At 40.2% G+C, this 17,500-nt stretch carries 20 protein-coding genes and 1 pseudogene; 15 read left to right on the forward strand and 6 right to left on the reverse strand.

The genetic code is table 11. From position 1 onward, the window contains the following. Positions 1 to 365 precede the first annotated feature (365 nt). The 3 genes from ACZ9EE_RS17295 to ACZ9EE_RS17305 are packed head-to-tail and all read left to right on the forward strand — an operon-like array spanning position 366 to position 3,760. A complete protein-coding gene (locus ACZ9EE_RS17295) occupies positions 366 to 1,838 on the forward strand; it encodes an ABC transporter substrate-binding protein (protein ID WP_476028913.1) in 1,473 nt (490 codons plus the stop codon). A 54-nt stretch (positions 1,839 to 1,892) separates the two neighbouring features. Continuing rightward, positions 1,893 to 2,849 carry a carbohydrate ABC transporter permease gene (locus ACZ9EE_RS17300; RefSeq protein ID WP_476028915.1) on the forward strand — a complete coding sequence of 319 codons (957 nt, stop codon included), beginning with the start codon at positions 1,893 to 1,895 and terminating at the stop codon, positions 2,847 to 2,849. Then, positions 2,846 to 3,760, forward strand: a complete 915-nt coding sequence (locus ACZ9EE_RS17305) for a carbohydrate ABC transporter permease (protein ID WP_476028917.1) — start codon at positions 2,846 to 2,848, stop codon at positions 3,758 to 3,760. Before ACZ9EE_RS17300 ends, ACZ9EE_RS17305 begins: the two co-directional genes overlap by 4 nt. Before the next feature lie 331 nt (positions 3,761 to 4,091). Here the strand turns inward: ACZ9EE_RS17305 and ACZ9EE_RS17310 are convergent, their stop codons facing one another. Then, positions 4,092 to 4,403 (reverse strand): MGMT family protein, encoded by a 312-nt coding sequence (locus tag ACZ9EE_RS17310; RefSeq protein ID WP_476028919.1) that lies wholly within the window; start codon positions 4,401 to 4,403, stop codon positions 4,092 to 4,094. 643 nt (positions 4,404 to 5,046) lie between these two features. On the opposite strand from ACZ9EE_RS17310, the gene spoIIID reads away from it, so the two are divergent. From spoIIID to ACZ9EE_RS17335, 5 genes are all read left to right on the forward strand, one after another. Then, on the forward strand, positions 5,047 to 5,319 hold the full coding sequence (gene spoIIID, locus ACZ9EE_RS17315; RefSeq protein ID WP_007086083.1) for a sporulation transcriptional regulator SpoIIID: 273 nt from the start codon (positions 5,047 to 5,049) through the stop codon (positions 5,317 to 5,319). Between the two features lie 253 nt (positions 5,320 to 5,572). Then, positions 5,573 to 6,574 carry a rod shape-determining protein MreB gene (gene mreB / locus ACZ9EE_RS17320; protein ID WP_476028922.1) on the forward strand — a complete coding sequence of 334 codons (1,002 nt, stop codon included), beginning with the start codon at positions 5,573 to 5,575 and terminating at the stop codon, positions 6,572 to 6,574. A gap of 253 nt (positions 6,575 to 6,827) precedes the next feature. Next, positions 6,828 to 7,136 (forward strand): DNA-directed RNA polymerase subunit beta, encoded by a 309-nt coding sequence (locus ACZ9EE_RS17325; protein WP_476028924.1) that lies wholly within the window; start codon positions 6,828 to 6,830, stop codon positions 7,134 to 7,136. A 74-nt stretch (positions 7,137 to 7,210) separates the two neighbouring features. Then, positions 7,211 to 7,645 carry a 3-hydroxyacyl-ACP dehydratase FabZ gene (gene fabZ / locus ACZ9EE_RS17330; RefSeq protein WP_098527832.1) on the forward strand — a complete coding sequence of 145 codons (435 nt, stop codon included), beginning with the start codon at positions 7,211 to 7,213 and terminating at the stop codon, positions 7,643 to 7,645. Between the two features lie 106 nt (positions 7,646 to 7,751). After that, a complete protein-coding gene (locus ACZ9EE_RS17335) occupies positions 7,752 to 8,111 on the forward strand; it encodes a hypothetical protein (protein ID WP_476028926.1) in 360 nt (119 codons plus the stop codon). Positions 8,112 to 8,144: 33 nt separating this feature from the next. On the opposite strand, the gene ACZ9EE_RS17340 is transcribed toward ACZ9EE_RS17335, so the two are convergent. After that, the gene (locus ACZ9EE_RS17340) at positions 8,145 to 8,405 is read right to left on the reverse strand and encodes a hypothetical protein (RefSeq protein ID WP_476028928.1); all 261 of its coding nucleotides are present in this window, start codon (positions 8,403 to 8,405) and stop codon (positions 8,145 to 8,147) included. A gap of 119 nt (positions 8,406 to 8,524) precedes the next feature. Further along, positions 8,525 to 8,956 (reverse strand): YwpF family protein, encoded by a 432-nt coding sequence (locus ACZ9EE_RS17345; RefSeq protein WP_476028930.1) that lies wholly within the window; start codon positions 8,954 to 8,956, stop codon positions 8,525 to 8,527. 245 nt (positions 8,957 to 9,201) lie between these two features. Here ACZ9EE_RS17345 and ssb point away from each other — a divergent pair, with 245 nt between their 5' ends. Together ssb and ACZ9EE_RS17355 are read left to right on the forward strand one after the other, a co-directional pair. After that, positions 9,202 to 9,576: a single-stranded DNA-binding protein gene (gene ssb / locus ACZ9EE_RS17350; RefSeq protein WP_476032991.1), complete on the forward strand. Its 375-nt coding sequence runs from the start codon at positions 9,202 to 9,204 to the stop codon at positions 9,574 to 9,576. Then, complete coding sequence (locus tag ACZ9EE_RS17355) at positions 9,563 to 9,787, forward strand: hypothetical protein (protein ID WP_476028932.1); 225 nt, start codon at positions 9,563 to 9,565, stop codon at positions 9,785 to 9,787. The genes ssb and ACZ9EE_RS17355 overlap by 14 nt, the downstream gene beginning before the upstream one ends. 321 nt (positions 9,788 to 10,108) lie before the next feature. Here the strand turns inward: ACZ9EE_RS17355 and ACZ9EE_RS17360 are convergent, their stop codons facing one another. Next, on the reverse strand, positions 10,109 to 10,522 hold the full coding sequence (locus tag ACZ9EE_RS17360; protein ID WP_476028934.1) for a helix-turn-helix domain-containing protein: 414 nt from the start codon (positions 10,520 to 10,522) through the stop codon (positions 10,109 to 10,111). 217 nt (positions 10,523 to 10,739) lie between these two features. Between ACZ9EE_RS17360 and ACZ9EE_RS17365 the strand changes: the two genes are divergently transcribed. Further along, positions 10,740 to 11,147: a hypothetical protein gene (locus ACZ9EE_RS17365; RefSeq protein ID WP_476028936.1), complete on the forward strand. Its 408-nt coding sequence runs from the start codon at positions 10,740 to 10,742 to the stop codon at positions 11,145 to 11,147. Between the two features lie 220 nt (positions 11,148 to 11,367). Further along, positions 11,368 to 12,552: a 3D domain-containing protein gene (locus ACZ9EE_RS17370; RefSeq protein WP_476028938.1), complete on the forward strand. Its 1,185-nt coding sequence runs from the start codon at positions 11,368 to 11,370 to the stop codon at positions 12,550 to 12,552. Positions 12,553 to 12,772: 220 nt separating this feature from the next. Here ACZ9EE_RS17370 and ACZ9EE_RS17375 read toward each other — a convergent pair whose 3' ends face one another. Further along, entirely contained in the window at positions 12,773 to 12,991 is a 219-nt protein-coding gene (locus tag ACZ9EE_RS17375) for a hypothetical protein (protein WP_476028940.1), read from the reverse strand. Between the two features lie 318 nt (positions 12,992 to 13,309). Here ACZ9EE_RS17375 and ACZ9EE_RS17380 point away from each other — a divergent pair, with 318 nt between their 5' ends. Beyond that, a complete protein-coding gene (locus ACZ9EE_RS17380; protein ID WP_476028942.1) occupies positions 13,310 to 14,509 on the forward strand; it encodes an MFS transporter in 1,200 nt (399 codons plus the stop codon). Between the two features lie 52 nt (positions 14,510 to 14,561). Next, on the forward strand, positions 14,562 to 15,266 hold the full coding sequence (gene deoD, locus ACZ9EE_RS17385; RefSeq protein ID WP_476028944.1) for a purine-nucleoside phosphorylase: 705 nt from the start codon (positions 14,562 to 14,564) through the stop codon (positions 15,264 to 15,266). 56 nt (positions 15,267 to 15,322) lie between these two features. Here the strand turns inward: deoD and ACZ9EE_RS17390 are convergent. Next, positions 15,323 to 16,085: pseudogene (locus ACZ9EE_RS17390) on the reverse strand (TrmB family transcriptional regulator). 199 nt (positions 16,086 to 16,284) lie between these two features. Here ACZ9EE_RS17390 and ACZ9EE_RS17395 point away from each other — a divergent pair. Further along, a complete protein-coding gene (locus ACZ9EE_RS17395; protein ID WP_476028945.1) occupies positions 16,285 to 17,466 on the forward strand; it encodes a NupC/NupG family nucleoside CNT transporter in 1,182 nt (393 codons plus the stop codon). The last annotated feature ends 34 nt before the right edge of the window (positions 17,467 to 17,500 follow it).

Below are 17,500 nucleotides of genomic sequence, written 5' to 3' on the forward strand. Positions count from 1 at the left end.
ATGGAGCACAGGTGATTTTTGCTATCACCTGTGCTTTTTTACCGTTTATGGAATTATTTCTTCTTTATTAATTCAATTCCTACCAAAACAGTGCCAGTTTTTATCATAAAATAATAAAAATAGAATTATTTTCCATGAAAAAATACCTATAAGAGCTATGTATCAGAAATAGGATCTTACCCTATAAAATCATGTATTAATAGGTCAAGGGTCGGATGTCAGCTGGAGAGTTCTGCTGGAAAACAAGGAAAACAGCGTGTTTTTATAGGTACAAGCTATCATTGACAGCGCTTTCAAGCAAATTTATATTTAAAATATTAAAAATTTACAATATTTTTAATATTTTAAAAGTGAGGTGGATGGACATGAAAGTAAGAAGAGTTATCGTAACATTGCTTGTTCTTTGTAGTTTCTTTCTCACAACCACAACAACCAGTTTTGCGGAAGGCGTAAAACAACCTACTTACCCAAAGTACACAAAAAACGCAGCCATCACTTGGTGGACGTGGACAGCAAATCCCGACAAAGTTATTGCAGCCTTTAACAAAGAGTATCCGAACATTAAAGTAGATCACCCGTTAATAGGGAGCGGAAATGCGGAGTACAACAAACTAACCACTGCCATTAAAGCAGGAGCAGGGGCTCCAGATGTTGTACAGATTGAATACCAGTACATCCCTAAGTTTGTTGATACAGGTGGAATTCTCGATATATCAAAATATGTAAAATCATACGGCTCCTACTTTCAACCTTGGACATGGAACCAGGTAAAACAAGGCGGCAACATTTACGCCATTCCAGAGGATATCGGGCCATTGGCATTACTTTATCGGCCAGATATATTTAAAAAATATAATTTAGCCATTCCAAAAACTTGGGATGAATTTGCGATAGAAGGCGAAAAGCTGCACAAGCAGAATCCGGATATGTATATGTCCTACTTCCCGATTAACGACGGTGGCTTTATTACGGGTTTACTGTGGCAGGCCGGCGCTAGACCATTCACGAAAACATCAAAGGGCTGGGAGATTAACTTAAATAGTCCTGAAGCAAAGAAAGTGATAAATTTCTGGGGGGATTTAGTCAATAAAGGGGTTGTCCATGCAACAAATGATTGGAATCCACAATGGCAAAGCAACATCGGTAAGGGATTGTATGCTTCAGTAGCGGGTGCTGCTTGGTCGCCAACCTACATGATCCAGCCGTATGTGAAGAAGGGAACCGATAACTGGAATGCAGCAGATATTCCTCAATGGGCGGCAAATGGGAAATTTGTTGACGGTAACTGGGGCGGGTCAACCAATGCCGTAACCACACAATCAAAATATCCTGAAGCGGCTGCACTTTTTGCGGCTTGGATTAACACGAGTGCTGCAGCTGAAAAGCTAGATGTAACTGACACGACAAAGGGCGGGCGGGGACAAGTACCAGGAAATAAATATGGCATCCTGCAATCAGAGATGAATGCTCCTAATCCAGCTCTTAAAAATCAAATTTCTGGTCCAATCTATGCGAAAGCAGCTGCAGCTGTTGATACTTCCTACCAATGGAGCCCGTGGACGGATTATGTGTACAACCAAATGACAATAGAATTTACAAAAGCAGCAGCAGGAGAACAATCATGGGATCAAGCGCTTGATAATTTGCAAAATGAAGTGACTGTTTTTGCAAAATCTGCGGGGTATAAAATCGTTTCTAAGGAGGCACAGAGCTCAGCTAAACAACCTCTATCTGCTCAAAATTCGCCGGCCCTGCCAGTGGTCATTGTCTTAGCCGCTATTGCTCTGATTATTTGGTTCTTTAAGAGAAGACAATCATCCTTAGAAATAGAACTGTAAGAAAGTAATGGTCAAAGAAGCTATTAATAAAATGCAGAAACGCGAGGGATGGTAATGGTAAAAATTCGACGTGTTCCCTATATATTTCTTACCCCTTTTCTGATCTTGTTCGCTCTATTCTTTGTTTTTCCATTTATTTATTCACTTATATTGAGCTTGTTCGTTAATATCCAAGGGAAGTATCACTTTGTTGGTTTGACCAACTATCTAACTGCATGGGAGGACAAAAGCTTCTGGTATGCCGTTTACCGTGTTGCCTACTATGGCGTGGTACAAGTTACCATCATGCTAGTTTTGGCTTTAGTTTTAGCTCTTTTTTTAGATAGCAGATTTGTTAAAAATAAAGCAGTATTTCGTGTGATTTATTTCTTGCCCTATGCGGTACCAGGTGTAATCGCCGCGATTATGTGGGGGTTTCTGTATTCCCCTGATCTTAACCCTATTTTAAGTATTTTTGGTATCTTTACAGGCGGAAAGCCGCTTAATTTATTGGATTCTGGAACCGTTTTGTATGGGATTATGAACATGGCTACATGGGCATGGACCGGATACAATATGACCATCTATTTTGCAAGTCTGACTTCTATCCCGATCGAACTGTATGATGCGGCAAAAATTGATGGCTGTAATGAATTCCAAACTGCCTGGCATATAAAACTTCCGCTCCTGAAGCAGGTCATCATCATGACCACGGTTTTATCAATTATTGGTTCACTTCAATTATTTAATGAACCATATGTGCTTTCTTCTCTGACAAGTATACCGGCTACTTTTACACCAAATATGGATATCTATAATATGGCGTTTGCTTATGGGAATTTCACCTACTCTGCAACCCTATCGATTACTTTGGTTCTGATTACTTTTATTGCCTCCTTATTGTTTATGTATGCCACTTCTGAACGAACAACAGCTAAGAAGAAAAAAATTAGAAATAAAATCAATCGTCATACAACGGTGAGTTCGTCGACACTGTCCTATACAGGAGAAGGAGAGAAGACTACTATATGAGCCTAAAATCGAATTCATTTATAACAACTAATCTACAACGTGAGAATCATAGCAAATCAAAAAAAGAGAGAATAACCACTTCATTCTCGATGATTCTGATGATTGTAATGGCCGCTTACTTTTTATTTCCTCTTTATTGGCTGCTAGTCGCGATGACTAAAAGTACGAACCAATTATTTACTACATCGATGCTCGCCTTTCCTGAGCATTTACACTTAATGGCTAATCTAAAGTGGTTAAATTCTTATCAAGACGGTATGTTTTGGCGCTGGGTTTTAAACTCAGTGATCTATGCTGTAGGCGCGGGCCTCTTAGGAACTTTAGTAAGTTCGATGGCAGGCTACTCTCTAGCTAAATATGTGTTTAAGGGAAAAAATTTTTTAACGGTTGCTGTTTTAGGATCATTAATGATTCCAGGAGCGGCACTGTCGATACCTGTCTTTTTAATGATTAAATCGCTAGGTCTTATCAATACTTACGCTGGCGTCCTGTTACCCATGATTGTAAATCCATTTGGTGTCTATTTCATGATGGTTTTTATCAAGGAATCCATGCCGAATGAACTGATTGACTCTGGGAGAGTCGATGGGGCGAGCGACTACGGGATCTTTTTTCGAATTGCCCTTCCTATTATTCGTCCCGGTCTAGTGACACTCTTTCTAATCACTTTCATAGGGTCTTGGAATAACTTTTTCTTACCATTAGTTCTATTAAATAAAACAAGCCTTTATCCTTTAACAGTAGGCTTGCAAATCTGGACGGCTAACTTAAATGCGGCTGGCACAGGACAACCATTATATCCGTTAATTTTAATTGGTTCCTTCCTCTCGATTTTGCCAATGTTGATCCTGTTTCCGATTCTCCGAAAACATATTGTTTCAGGGATTGCAATGGGAGGGGTTAAATCTTAATTTTTAAAAGGCAGGTCTTTGAGTGGGGGTTGATTGAATTAATCTTTAAAGTAATGGATAAATCACTTAAATCAAATACATTTACTCTTGGAGCTTGTTATTATCCCGAACATTGGCCAGAAAGGCTTATGGGAAGAAGATTTTCAGAGAATGAAAGCAAGGGGACGGTTCTCTTGCTTTTTTTTTGTGAAAATAAAACTTGAATTATGGTGGTTTCCGATCTCAAAATAAGTTAAGAGCAGGGATATTCATTGTGCCTATTGACGAATTTGTATCTAATATCCCTTTTGTTTTTTGTTGTATTCTGGCTGGATTTTCCTTTTTGCTTTAACTATTCCTCAGGGTGATATTGATATTGCGTCAAATCTATGAGGCCATTCAGGCCAATTTCAACGCCTTCGCTTTCAAGGGAGAACAGCTGCTCATGATACGATTCATCGTCTGAGAGGGCAATCTTACCCTTGCTGTTGATAACACGGTGCCAAGGCAGTTTATACTTCCTGCTCATCGAATGAAGGACGCGAACCACCTGGCGGGCCGCACGGGGACTTCCAGCGAGTGCAGCAATTTGGCCGTAGGTCATCACTTTGCCTTCAGGGATGCTGCGAATAATCTGAATGACATTTTCCGTAAATGGGGTCATGGGAGTTGATCCTTTCCATGCAATTATTAGTTGCGCATAATTTATGATAAGTACATTATATAATATTTTGAACAGGCAAGCGGTCCGTTTTCGATTTGATGGCTAGTGATTTCATAGTTTCCTCGAATGATCCATCCTAAAAACTGAAAAATAAATTGCAGTAAAATAACATTTTTAAAAAAATTCTTTCGACAAATTCTTTGCGAGCCCATAGGCCCTTCAGCTTAAAATTTAAGGGAAAACCCTTGGTGCACGTGGCTTTCTCGCAAATGTCGAAAAAAAAGGAATTGTCCTATTTTCGAAAAGTTTCCTGACTGGCCTTGTCCCGTTTGTCTATTTTGTGCATAAACCCGTATCCAAGCTAATAAAATGGTTACAAACCTTTACAAAGAGAGTGTTTGAGGTGAGGAGTCGTTTGAAGATAACAGGTATTCAGCCGGGGACATGATTATTCATCGTATTGACAGAAGGTTACAACTTTCTGCCGTGTGGAACAAATATGCATTTGGTGTCCGCCTAACGTGGACAATGTCTTTTTGTGGTGCCTGTCACCATTAATACTACACACGGAAGTAGAATTCGTCGAAGTGATAAGCGGGTCTCATTTCACACTACTCACATCCAATTTAGGGAGGGCGAGAGTGTGCACGATTACATCAAAGAGAGAACTATCAAGATTGGAAAGTATATCGTGGAGACGAGGAAAACGGTTCGCGTTATTGCGAAGGAGTTTGGCGTATCCAAAAGTACAGTCCATAAGGATTTGACAGAAAGACTTCCTGAGATTAATCCAGAGCTGGCAAATGAGGTTAAAGAAATTCTAGATTACCATAAATCAATCCGTCACCTCAGGGGTGGAGAGGCGACAAAAATGAAATATCAAAAAGAAGAAAAGGAAGGCGAGGCCGTCAAGTAAGCAGATTTGCTAGAACCTGATCGAACAGGAATCTTCCATGAACCCGAAAAAAGAGAAACAAGCAATCTGATCCCAGATTGCTCTTTTCATGCAAACGATTCGATTTTCAATCAACGTCTCCCTTATTTTAACAAAATCCAACAAAAGTCATTAATATTGCATTAAATTGTTATGGAAAAGGTAACGAATATGATAAAATAGTCAATTAGGAATAGAATGTGGATTTTTGTTTCCAAGGAGGAAAGAAAAGAGAATGTTTGCAAGGGATATTGGGATTGACTTAGGGACGGCCAACGTGCTGATTCACGTTAAAGGCCGTGGTATTGTACTGAATGAACCTTCCGTCGTGGCGATTGATAAAAATACAAATAGAGTTTTAGCTGTCGGTGAAGAAGCGCGCCGCATGGTCGGCCGTACACCTGGAAACATCGTGGCAATTCGTCCGCTTAAAGACGGCGTAATCGCTGACTTCGATGTAACAGAGGCGATGCTAAAGCATTTCATTAATAAATTAAACGTAAAAGGCTTTTTATCAAAGCCGCGCATCCTGATTTGCTGCCCAACGAACATTACAAGTGTTGAGCAAAAGGCAATCAGAGAAGCTGCTGAAAAAAGCGGCGGCAAAAAGATTTACTTGGAAGAAGAGCCAAAGGTAGCGGCAATCGGTGCCGGAATGGACATCTTCCAGCCTAGCGGTAACATGGTAGTAGATATCGGGGGAGGAACAACCGATGTAGCGGTCCTTTCAATGGGCGATATCGTGACTTCTTCCTCCATCAAAATGGCCGGTGACAAGTTCGACATGGAGATCCTCAACCACATTAAGCGCGAGTATAAGCTCCTGATCGGGGAGCGCACGGCTGAAAATATTAAAATTAACATCGGTACAGTCTTCCCAGGTTCTCGTTCAGAAGAGATGGAAATCCGCGGCCGTGACATGGTCAGTGGGTTACCACGTACGATTTCCGTTCGTTCTGAAGAAATCGAAGGGGCATTACGTGAATCGGTGGCCGTTATTGTTCAAGCGGCAAAAAGTGTCTTAGAGCGCACACCACCAGAACTTTCTGCTGACATCATCGACCGCGGCGTTATTTTAACGGGCGGCGGCGCATTGCTGCACGGCATCGACATGCTCCTTGCTGAAGAGTTAAAGGTACCTGTATTAGTGGCTGAGAACCCAATGGATTGTGTAGCGATCGGAACAGGCATCATGCTCGATAACATTGACCGCATCTCACACCGCAAATTAGGATAAATAGTACGATACAAAAAGTCTAATGAAACAGGCCGGACAAGCCTCACTTCATTGGGCTTTTTTATTTTAAAAAAACATGGGGACGGTTCTCTTGCTTCGAAAGAAGCAAGAGAACCGTCCCCATGCTTCCAAAAAAAAGTTAATGAGTATTTGGGAATAATTTTTTATAATAGAGATAATGAATCGGATATAATATGTATTAACTCGTCGAATTCGTGAAACGTGCCGAATTTGGTTAAAGGGGAATTAACGAATGACAGCAAATAATGGACAAGTCAGTACGAGAGAAGAATATAAAAAGTCGAAACAAGAGGCAGTGGAAAATACGAAAGAGGAAAAACTCAAAAAGACAGAAACTGCAACAGCGCCTAAGACCGAAAAAAGAGTTCGGATCCGCTTGATTCCGATCTGGCTCCGCCTTGTTCTTTTACTTGCCAGTATCATCATCTGCGTGGTGGCGGGAGCTACGGTTGGTTACGGTATGCTCGGCGGCGGAAATGTGGGAGATGTATTTAAAGAATCAACTTGGACGCATATTATAGACTTAGTCGATAAGGAATAACCGGGAAGGGAGTAATTGCCCTTCCTATTTCTATATAGTAGAATGGAATCAGTTACTAGGAGGAGGTACTAAATATGTTGGATATCGAACAAATCAAAGAAATTATTCCGCACCGCTATCCATTTTTGCTCGTTGACCGTATTTTGGAAGTGGAAGAGGGAAAAAGAGCGGTTGGCATAAAAAATGTTTCAGCAAATGAGGAGTTTTTCAACGGCCACTTTCCTGATTACCCTGTCATGCCCGGTGTTCTAATTGTCGAAGCACTCGCGCAGGTCGGGGCTGTCGCCATGTTGAAAAAAGAAGAGAACCGCGGGCGCTTAGCGTTTTTTGCAGGTATTGATAATTGCCGTTTTAAAAAGCAAGTCAAGCCAGGCGACCAGCTGCGCCTTGAAGTGGAAATGACGCGTCTGCGCGGACCAATCGGCCGAGGAAAAGCGGTTGCGACCGTGGACGGAGAAATTGCCTGCGAAGCAGAAATCACTTTTGCACTTGGAGAGAAAAAGGAATAGGATTGTCAAAGCGGCTGAGGTGATCTCAGTCGTTTTTTTGGATAAAAGGCATTGGATGGAGGGTACCCTAATGAGGCAGACAACATTGCGAAAGGGGACCTCAACTTTGAAGATAAAACTTTTTCAATTATTCATCGGGTCTATTTTATCCGGGGTACTTTTAGCCGGCTGTAACAACAACGATGATGATCGAAAGGTGCCAATAACCGATAATAATATTCAAAATCCAACCAACAATAGAATTCAAAACCCTGCTGATAATCATTTAAGGGATGATAACAACGACGGTCTTGGCGATAACAATAATATTGATGACGATGATGTAAACGATAATGATCGTTATAGAAATACGAATGACATAAATACTGATACCGATAAGGATCCATCTAAAGACATCAACACAAGGCGTGAGGAAATGATGGAGGATGACCTTGATCGAAATGATAGAGACAACCGAGATCGATAAAAAAAGGGACAGGCGTACTGCCTGTCCTTTCCCTCAAGAAAATCCGTGGACCATGAATGCCGCTGCTAAAGCAATCAGGACAATGATGACAATATAGAAAAGAATCGCTATTATCGTAATGATCCATCCCGCCACTTTACGGCCTGTTTTTATAAAATAAATCCCTAAAGCAATGGGGCCAAAGATGAACCCTAAAATAGCCCACAACCAGCGGCTTTTGTTATACTTTGGTGCGTCAATAAATAAAAAAATGGCAAATGCTAAACTTATAATAAAACCAATTGCACTCTCCAAAAAACATCCCCCTTTCTCTCTTACTTTTAGTATCACTTAGAAATCCCCTAAAAGGCAACAAAAATTTACAATTCTGTTTTTACGAAAAAAACTAAATAAAAAACCAGCCTGGGCTGGTTTTAAGGATGTTTCACTTTAATTTTGGGTTTACTTTGCATTTTTTCCTTAAATTCTTTTAATAGTTCAGGTCCTTTGAAGCCCTTTTCAATCAGGTTGTCGAGCAATAGTTCAGAATAATCACTTTTATTCCGGCGTAATTGGCCTTGGAAAAGGACACTTATATGTTTTTCGAATTGAAGCAGCGAGCAGATCTTAGTTTGAAAATAGGCAGGGGCGTTCTCCTTCTTGGTGATAACCGCTTCAACAATAATGTCACGGTCCTCTTCGGAGATTTTTTTAAAATATTCATAGAGGGACAGGTTTGTATAAGCCTCAAGCAGCCAGGTGGAGTTTTCGTCTTCTTTGTTCAAAATCAAGCCATCCACTAATGGGATTTCCAGTGAGTTTCCATCATCAACTACATCCAATGAGTACAACTTAAAAGATTTCATCGCTACCTCCTGTTTATTTTTTCCTAATTATAGCATATGTCGGGCAAAAGCGAATGTCGAAAACTTTTTGTCGAAACTTGGTTATTCTGTTTTATCAGGGAAAAAGAAGCGGGTCGATGACAAAAACACGGGAGATAAATGAAATTCTAAACAAAAACAGCCCTGATAATCACTTTATCGCCATTTTACAACAGTGTAACACTAGCGCTATGATAAAGCCATCAAATGGTGAAGGAGATGAAAGCATGATTAATCAAGTCACACTTGTCGGCCGGTTAACCCGGGATCCAGAGTTAAAAAAGACGACGGAAGGAACGGCTGTGACGCATATTACCCTGGCAGTCAATCGCCCGTATCGCAATCATAATGGCGAGATTGAGACAGATTTTGTGCAATGTACACTTTGGCGGAAGGCGGCAGAAAACACCTGCCAATATTGTCGAAAAGGAGCAGTGGTTGGCATCACCGGCAGACTTCAAACGCGCAATTACGACAATAAAGAGGGGAAAAAGGTGTATGTCACGGAGGTAGTGGCAGAAACGATTCGTTTCCTAAGTACTAAGCCGCACGATATTGTACCAGAGCAAAGAAGGGAGGAAACCGCCGTTGGGATATCATGAGGACGACCTTGGCAGCTTAGAGCAGCTGCTTGAAAGTTTAATTAAAATGGTTGGAAAAGCTAATAAAAATGCCGACAGCCTGCAAGTCCGGGTGCGTCAGCTGGAATTGCTGATTCGGGAGCAGCAGATTGTCGTCAAGGAACGAGACCCCTTAGACATCTACCCGCGTCATCACCATCATTCTTCTGAAAAATTCCCATTACATCTTTGAAATACAATGAAGTCCAAGACCATTACCTTTGCCCTTTGGGGCTGTGGGTATTTAGATTGTTGAGCTCATGCACCAGGTGATTAGTGTTCATTTGCTAAACAGGTGCTTCCGCTATTGTTTTTTCCTTTATTATAAAGAATCAATCATTCCCCCGATCGCATCCCCATTTTTTCGGCATCCTCTCAGATGCCGTTTTTCTTATAAATACACACTTTTCAGAATATTAAACGTATAGATTTCAGCGTACAGGGTAAACTAATAGAAAAACCCCCCCTGTTTTTTAAAAAGAAGCCGCTGAAATATCTCAGCGGCTTCTTGGTGTTACATTTTGTCTCTATGCCTCTTATTTACCTTTATGAATGTGGTAATCGCGTCCGAATAGAAACTTTTACGTTTAGGGGGCATAAGGTGCAGCTCAATAAGTACCTTTTTTAATTCGGGCTCATCCTGTAAAAGCTGATAAATCATGCCAACATCCGGATCATTGAGTTTTTCCTTTAATACAAAGCCCGGGGCCTCTACATTGGGAAGCAGCTGGTTGAGTTCATCCACAAGATACTCCTTGTCCACCTTATAGACCTCCGCAAACCGTATCACTGTTTGGTAATTGGGAATCGCTTTTCCTGTTTCGTAACGACTAATCGTGGATCGGTGCATCTTCATCATGTCCGCCAGTGTTTCTTGCGACCAGTTTTGCTTATCACGCAGTTCTCTTAATTTATCTGATAAAGCCATCTCTCTCACCGCCGTAATAACAATTCATGTTTTTAACTTAACGGTTTAAAAGATTGAAAAGCCGTAATGTGAACGTTGTGCACATTTAATATCGTGAAAATCACGCACAAATGAAAAAATCTTGTACTTTTCGAAGCTTTATTAACAGGAGTTGCTGTTATTATTGTCGAATAATAAAAATTGGTGTAAATAATTGTCATTATTGGAGGTTTTGTGTTTGGATAATACTACTATATTGATGTTTATTGGAGAAATAATCAGCAATCAAGAAATACGGATTACGAAAAAACCAAGTATTTATGATGCTTTCTTAATAGCAGACGAGTCGTTCCCAGCTTTCTCATCATCATTGAGCGAATCCTATCAGTCAATCCCCCTAGTGGAACAGGCAAACCTTTCAATTCATATTCAAAATTACGAAATTGTACTCTCCTATGAACAACATTCCTTGCAAATAACCAAAACCGGTGAAATTCTTTCGGAAGATGAAGCATTAGAGGTGTTTACCAACTTTATTGTCAGGGTAGCCGACAAGGTTACCTATTTAGGCACTTCTCCCTATCGTAAAAAACGGTCACAAAGAAAGAAAAAAGAACGCATCATCGCCGTAGAAAAGAAGCTATAAGCAAGCTGCAGTGGTGCCTGTCACCATAAATGGTATTAACACTATATTAATCTATGAAATTAAATAGCTCGGACAAGCTGTCTAAAAACTGACACTGTTATGCCACAGAAAGGACACTTTCTCTTCAAATAAGACAAATTGTGATACACTTTTATTGTTTTTGTAACATAGCTGTTACATTAGTCTGGTATAAATATAGTTAATAAGGAGGGAGAAGCGTATGCAAACGACAAGAAAGCGTATAATTCTCGTGTTACTTACAACTATGTTATGTGTATCGGGATCAATGGTTACATATGCACAAACAAACACTGAGGCACTACATAATGCACAAGCTCAGCTCGAGCAGAAGCAACAAGTAGTAGAGCAAAAAGTACAAGAACAACAAGCGGTTAATAAAGATATAGAAAATATTCAAAATGAATTAAAATCCATTTCCGATGAGATTGCCAAAAACAGAGATGAAATGGCAAGTACACAGGAAAAAATCGACGCAACGAATAAGTTAATTGAAGAGAAAAAACAAGAGATCGTTGCGATTGAGGATAAAATGCTGGCTCGGGAAGACGTTATGAAAAAGCGGGCAGTAGCGATGCAGCAAAGCAGCAACGCTAATTTAATTATTAACATATTTTTTGAATCTGACAGTATTACAGATTTTATCCAGCGTGCTAGTGCTGCTTCTGAATTAATTGATGCAGACAAAGATATTTTGACAGCGCAGCAAGAGGATCTTAAACAGATCGAAAAAGATAAGGCAGAAATTGATCGCCAAGAGAAAGTGTTAGAAGAGGATCAGAAAGCGCTTGCAGATCAGCAGGCGGCACTGGATCAAAATATGCAAAAAAGACAACAAACATTAACCGTGATGCAACAAAAATTGGCGCAAGTTTCACAACAGGTGGCAGTAGCTCAGCAGGAGAAGGCCGGGATCGAGTCACAAATGAAAAACCTGCAAGCAGCCATCCAAAGAGAGCAAGCAGAAGCGAAAGCTCGTGCGGCAGCAGCGGCAGCTGCAGCCAAATTGAACGCAGCTACAGCTAGACCAGTGGCTGCGCCAGTAAAAGTGAAAGCAGCCTCAAATGATAACGGAGCTTCACAAGGCGTTGCACAAGGTAAAGAAATATATGTGACGGCAACGGCATATACAGCCGATTGTGCTGGCTGCTCCGGAATTACAACTACCGGTCAAAATGTTAAAGCGAATCCTAATATGAAGGTAATCGCGGTAGACCCAAGAATTATTCCGCTTGGAAGCAGAGTTTGGGTAGAAGGCTATGGCGTAGCCATTGCTGGTGACACAGGCGGTGCCATTAAGGGCCACAGAATCGATGTATTAATGCCAAATAAAGCAGCAGCACTTGCTTTTGGAAGAAAAACCGTAAAAGTTGTCATCTTAAATTAGACGCCATATAAGCGAGAGTACTAGAATTAGATTACTAACTAAAGCTTGATAGTTTTATAACATCACAAGAGACCTAACCAATAAAACGGTTAGGTCTCTTTTTTATGGTGCCTGTCACCATTTGTGGTATTAACACCATAACAATCATGATTTCAATGTCGTTGTGACAAGTTTCTTGAAGGAAAATTGCTGAAGCGAAAGAGAAGCGTCTAAACATCGATTAGTCTTGCTCGCTGTCACTTTCCTTAGGCAGCGTTGTTTGATTCCCTTTATTAATACTCTTAGAGATAATCGTGCCGTTATCCCCAATATTAATAGTACTGCCAATGATGGTTGAATTGGCGGTATGACTATTTTGATAAGTCGGGCCATAATTAATGTTGGCATTATTAGAAAGGCTGTCCACAATAAAATTAGTGACATTGATGAAGAATTTCATTTTAAAATCACCGTCCTAATTCATCCTATTGTGTACGATCAGGAATGATTGTCCAAAAACCTAATATTTACGAAAGAGGCTGTATCCCTATAAAGAAGGCTCTTTTTGTAAACTTCAGAATTCAAACCCTGACTTTCCGTTAGGGTTTTTTCGTTTTTCCTCCATACGTTTTGTCACATACATATCCTTATCTAATTAATAAATAGGGCCTCTCATTGATACCAGCTGAGAGTTTCTGTCTTCACACAATTGTTTTTTTCTATAAAAAAGTCCTTGCATTAACTATGTAAATGAGGTTACTATTATGGTAGTAACCAAATGAGAAAATCAGTGAAAGGCAGGTTGGATTCGTTGAACTTTAGAGTATATATTTTAGCCATTGTTTCTTTTGTTGTTGGAATGGCCGAATTAATTGTGGGAGGAATCTTAGACATTGTTTCGGACGGGCTAGGCGTTTCCATTAGTAAAGCTGGTGAACTAATCACCATCTATTCGCTTGTCTTTGCGATTTCGTCGCCTGTCCTGTTAACGTTAACGGCAAAGGTGGAAAGAAAACGATTAGCACTCATCACATTAACTTTATTTATTGCAGGGAATCTTGTCGCTTTTTTTAGTCCTAATTTTGCCGTACTTTTCCTATCGAGGATCATCTCAGCTGCATGTGGGTCATTATTAGTTGTTCTATGTGTAACAATTGGATCAAGCTTGGTGAAAGAGGAATTTCGTGCGCGGGCAATTGGCATCATCTTCATGGGAATCAGCGGCTCCCTAGTATTAGGTGTACCAGCGGGACTTATCGTCGGAAATCACTTCGGCTGGCGTTCACCATTCCTGTTCATTGCCATTCTTTCGCTTATTTCGATGCTTGGGGTTTATTTTTTCATGGATAAAATTGAACCTAAGCCAGTTATTTCGCTTGGCCAGCAATTAAAGACGTTAAAAAATTCAAAGATATTGTTTGCCCAATTAACCTCTATCTTATTTTTAACAGGCCATTTAACCCTATATGCTTACTTGACACCATTTCTAACATCTACCTTACATTTAGATGCGACATGGGTAAGTGTTTTTTATTTTATCTTTGGTATTTCTGCTGTGTTTGGCGGCGGCCTGGGCGGCTTTATGGCAGACAAGTGGGGTTCAAAGAAAAGTATTTTGACGATTGTGGCGATCTTTTGCCTTGTCATGTTTATCCTGCCAAAAGTAACCTTTTCCATTACTTTGTTTGTCATCGTGATGATGGTATGGAGTATGTTAAGCTGGGCGATTACACCGGCACAGCAAAACTATTTAATTGAGACTTCACCGGAGACAGCCGACATTCAGCAAAGTTTAAATAATTCCTCCCTGCATGTTGGAATTGCGTTAGGATCTGTGATTGGCGGTATGGTAATCAATCATTATTCAGTTCAATCTAATGCCTCGATTGGCGGAATTTTTGTTTTCTTCGCCCTGCTATGTGCGATTTTTTCGATTACACGGGGGAATGTGACAAGTAGTGAGGCTCAACAAATTTAAATATAGGAGGTGAGCATGGTTACAGCGGCATAATCGCTGTAATCATGATCAAATGAGTGTTCATATTAATGCAAAACAAGGTGAAATTGCTGAAAAAATTCTTTTGCCTGGAGATCCATTAAGGGCAAAGTATATTGCTGAGACCTTTTTAGAAGATGTTATTTGCTACAATGAGGTTCGGGGAATGCTGGGATTTACGGGAACGTATAAGGGCAAAAGAGTATCGGTTCAGGGAACAGGAATGGGGATCCCCTCCATTTCGATTTATGTAAATGAATTAATCCGCGATTATGGTGTAAAGAACTTAGTTCGGGTTGGTTCCTGTGGCGCGATTCAAAAGGATATCCATGTGCGCGATGTGATTCTTGCGATGACCTCATCTACTGATTCAAATATCAACCGCCAAAATTTCCAAGGGATTGATTATGCTCCATGTGCAGATTTTAATTTGTTAAATAGAGCTTTCGAAAATGGGGCTCAAATGGGAATGGACATTAAGGCTGGTAGTGTATTGTCAGCTGATGTGTTTTACCGTGATAGCATGGAGATCATCAAGAAGTTAGGAGACTACGGGGTATTGGCGGTTGAAATGGAAACAACAGCATTGTATACCTTAGCAGCTAAGTATGGGGTTTCGGCACTATCGATTCTAACTGTCAGCGATCATATTTTCACTGGAGAGGACACAACAGCTGAAGAGCGGCAAACAACCTTTAATGATATGGTAGTTATTGCTCTTGAAACCCTCACAAAATAAAAGGCAGGGGGATTTTCCTCTGCCTTCTTTTATAGAAGCTGTTTTTTTCGCTTTGACTAATAACGAAGCCGCAAGAGCAGCTGTTTAAATTCTTCATCATTCATTAGCTGATCTTCATATTTTTTTGGTAACTTTAGTTAACACAACGTCATGGTAGAAAAACTCAACAAAAAACTTCACAAAGGGCTTTGATTTTGTAATCATCGCTTGCCATGATTCGTTTTCAACGCCGGCAAACAAAATAGTCTCCTCATCAATAATGATGAGACGGTTTTTTTCCAATCTTCGGTGTTCTTCATTAGGCGACAGAATGTGGAGGGAAGATAAAGCAGATTCTGGAACATCCCCGACAACTAGTGCTTCCACTTTTACACCTGATCGTTCTTTTTCGATTAGAATCGGCATAAATGCTTGGAAATCTTCTTTCCAAACCGAGATCTGAATCGAATGCTGTGCTTCTTGGAGAAGCTGTTTACATTGGAGTTGAATCGAGGAATCGACCTTTAAACTCCAAACACGATCATCCGTCATGTTGTTTTGAGAGGTTTTATTTTTCAATTCACTTATATTGGCCTGAAATTCCTTGGTTAACTTTTCGATAACTAGATTCAAAGGCAGAGCCGTATAGAGTTTTTTCTTTTCGGAAACAGAGTCTAATACAAGCCCTTTTTCAATCATCCGCGAGAGCACTTCGTAGATTTTTGCTTTCGGGACACCGGAATATTTCACAATGAACGTCGCATCGAGCGGCTCATTTGAAGACGCGAGAACTTCATATACCTGGCTTTCATATTGAGAAAATCCAAACTTTTTAAGCATCATTCTGACCTCTTTTAAAAAAATTGGAAACACTAAATTAATCATATGGGATAAAACAAGCGTTGTAAAATATTTCTTATGACTAAATTGTGATTTCTGTCTTTACAAGATTGGTTACTACTGATATAGTAATCTTCGTTGTTAAAAAATTTGTAAGCGAATTCAAATAAACAGAAAGACAGCATGGAGGAACATAACTATGAAGTACATCATTGCTATTATTGGATTATTAGTTGTTTTTGGACTTGCTTTTCTGGCAAGCCATAATCGGAAACAAGTTAAATGGAAACCGATTATCCTTATGATCGTGATTCAAGTAATCTTATCTGCCTTGTTATTAAATACAACATTTGGTTTAGTGCTCATCAGAGGATTTGCTGGAGTGTTTAGTAAATTATTAGAATATGCCGCAAGCGGGGTATCGTTTGTGTTTGGCGGGCTGGCGAATAAAGGAGAGGCACCGTTTTTCTTAAACGTTCTTCTTCCGATAGTGTTCATTTCCGTCTTAATTGGGATTTTTCAATATTTAAAAATACTTCCATTCATCATGAAAGCAATTGGTTTATTACTAAGCAAGGTAAATGGCATGGGGAAATTGGAATCTTACAACGCAGTGGCTTCGGCCATTGTGGGTCAATCGGAAGTTTTTATAACGGTTAAGAAACAACTCGGTCAACTCCCGCCAAATCGTTTATATACGCTTTGTGCCTCAGCGATGTCAACTGTCTCTATGTCGATTGTCGGAGCCTATATGACCATGATTGAACCGAAATATGTGGTCACCGCCCTGGTTATTAATTTATTCGGCGGATTTATCATCACCTCGATTATTAACCCCTATTCGGTGAATCCAGATGAGGATATTCTAGTGATCCAAGACGAAGAAAAGCAAAGCTTCTTCGAGATGTTAGGGGAATATATTATCGATGGGTTTAAAGTAGCCATCATTGTTGGCGCGATGTTGATTGGTTTTGTTGCCTTAATGGCGGGAATTAATGACGTATTTGATTTGATTTTCGGAATTTCATTTCAAGAAATTTTAGGTTATGTTTTTTCGCCGCTTGCCTTTATCATGGGGGTCCCATTTTCAGAAACAGTCAAGGCTGGAGGAATTATGGCAACGAAGCTTGTCACGAATGAGTTTGTAGCGATGATGGATTTAACGAAAATACAATCTAGCTTTAGCCCTCGGACATTAGGGATCATTTCTGTATTCCTTGTCTCGTTTGCAAACTTCTCTTCGATCGGCATTGTTGCCGGGGCAGTAAAAAGCTTGCATGAAAGGCAGGGAAATACAGTCGCTCGCTTTGGTTTAATGCTCTTGTATGGCTCCACATTAGTCAGTGTTTTATCAGCCGTGATTGTAAGCATTGTTTTATAAATATTGGTCATAAAAAAATACGCCGCGTCCGCGG

Source organism: Bacillus sp. URHA0034 (assembly GCF_056280405.1).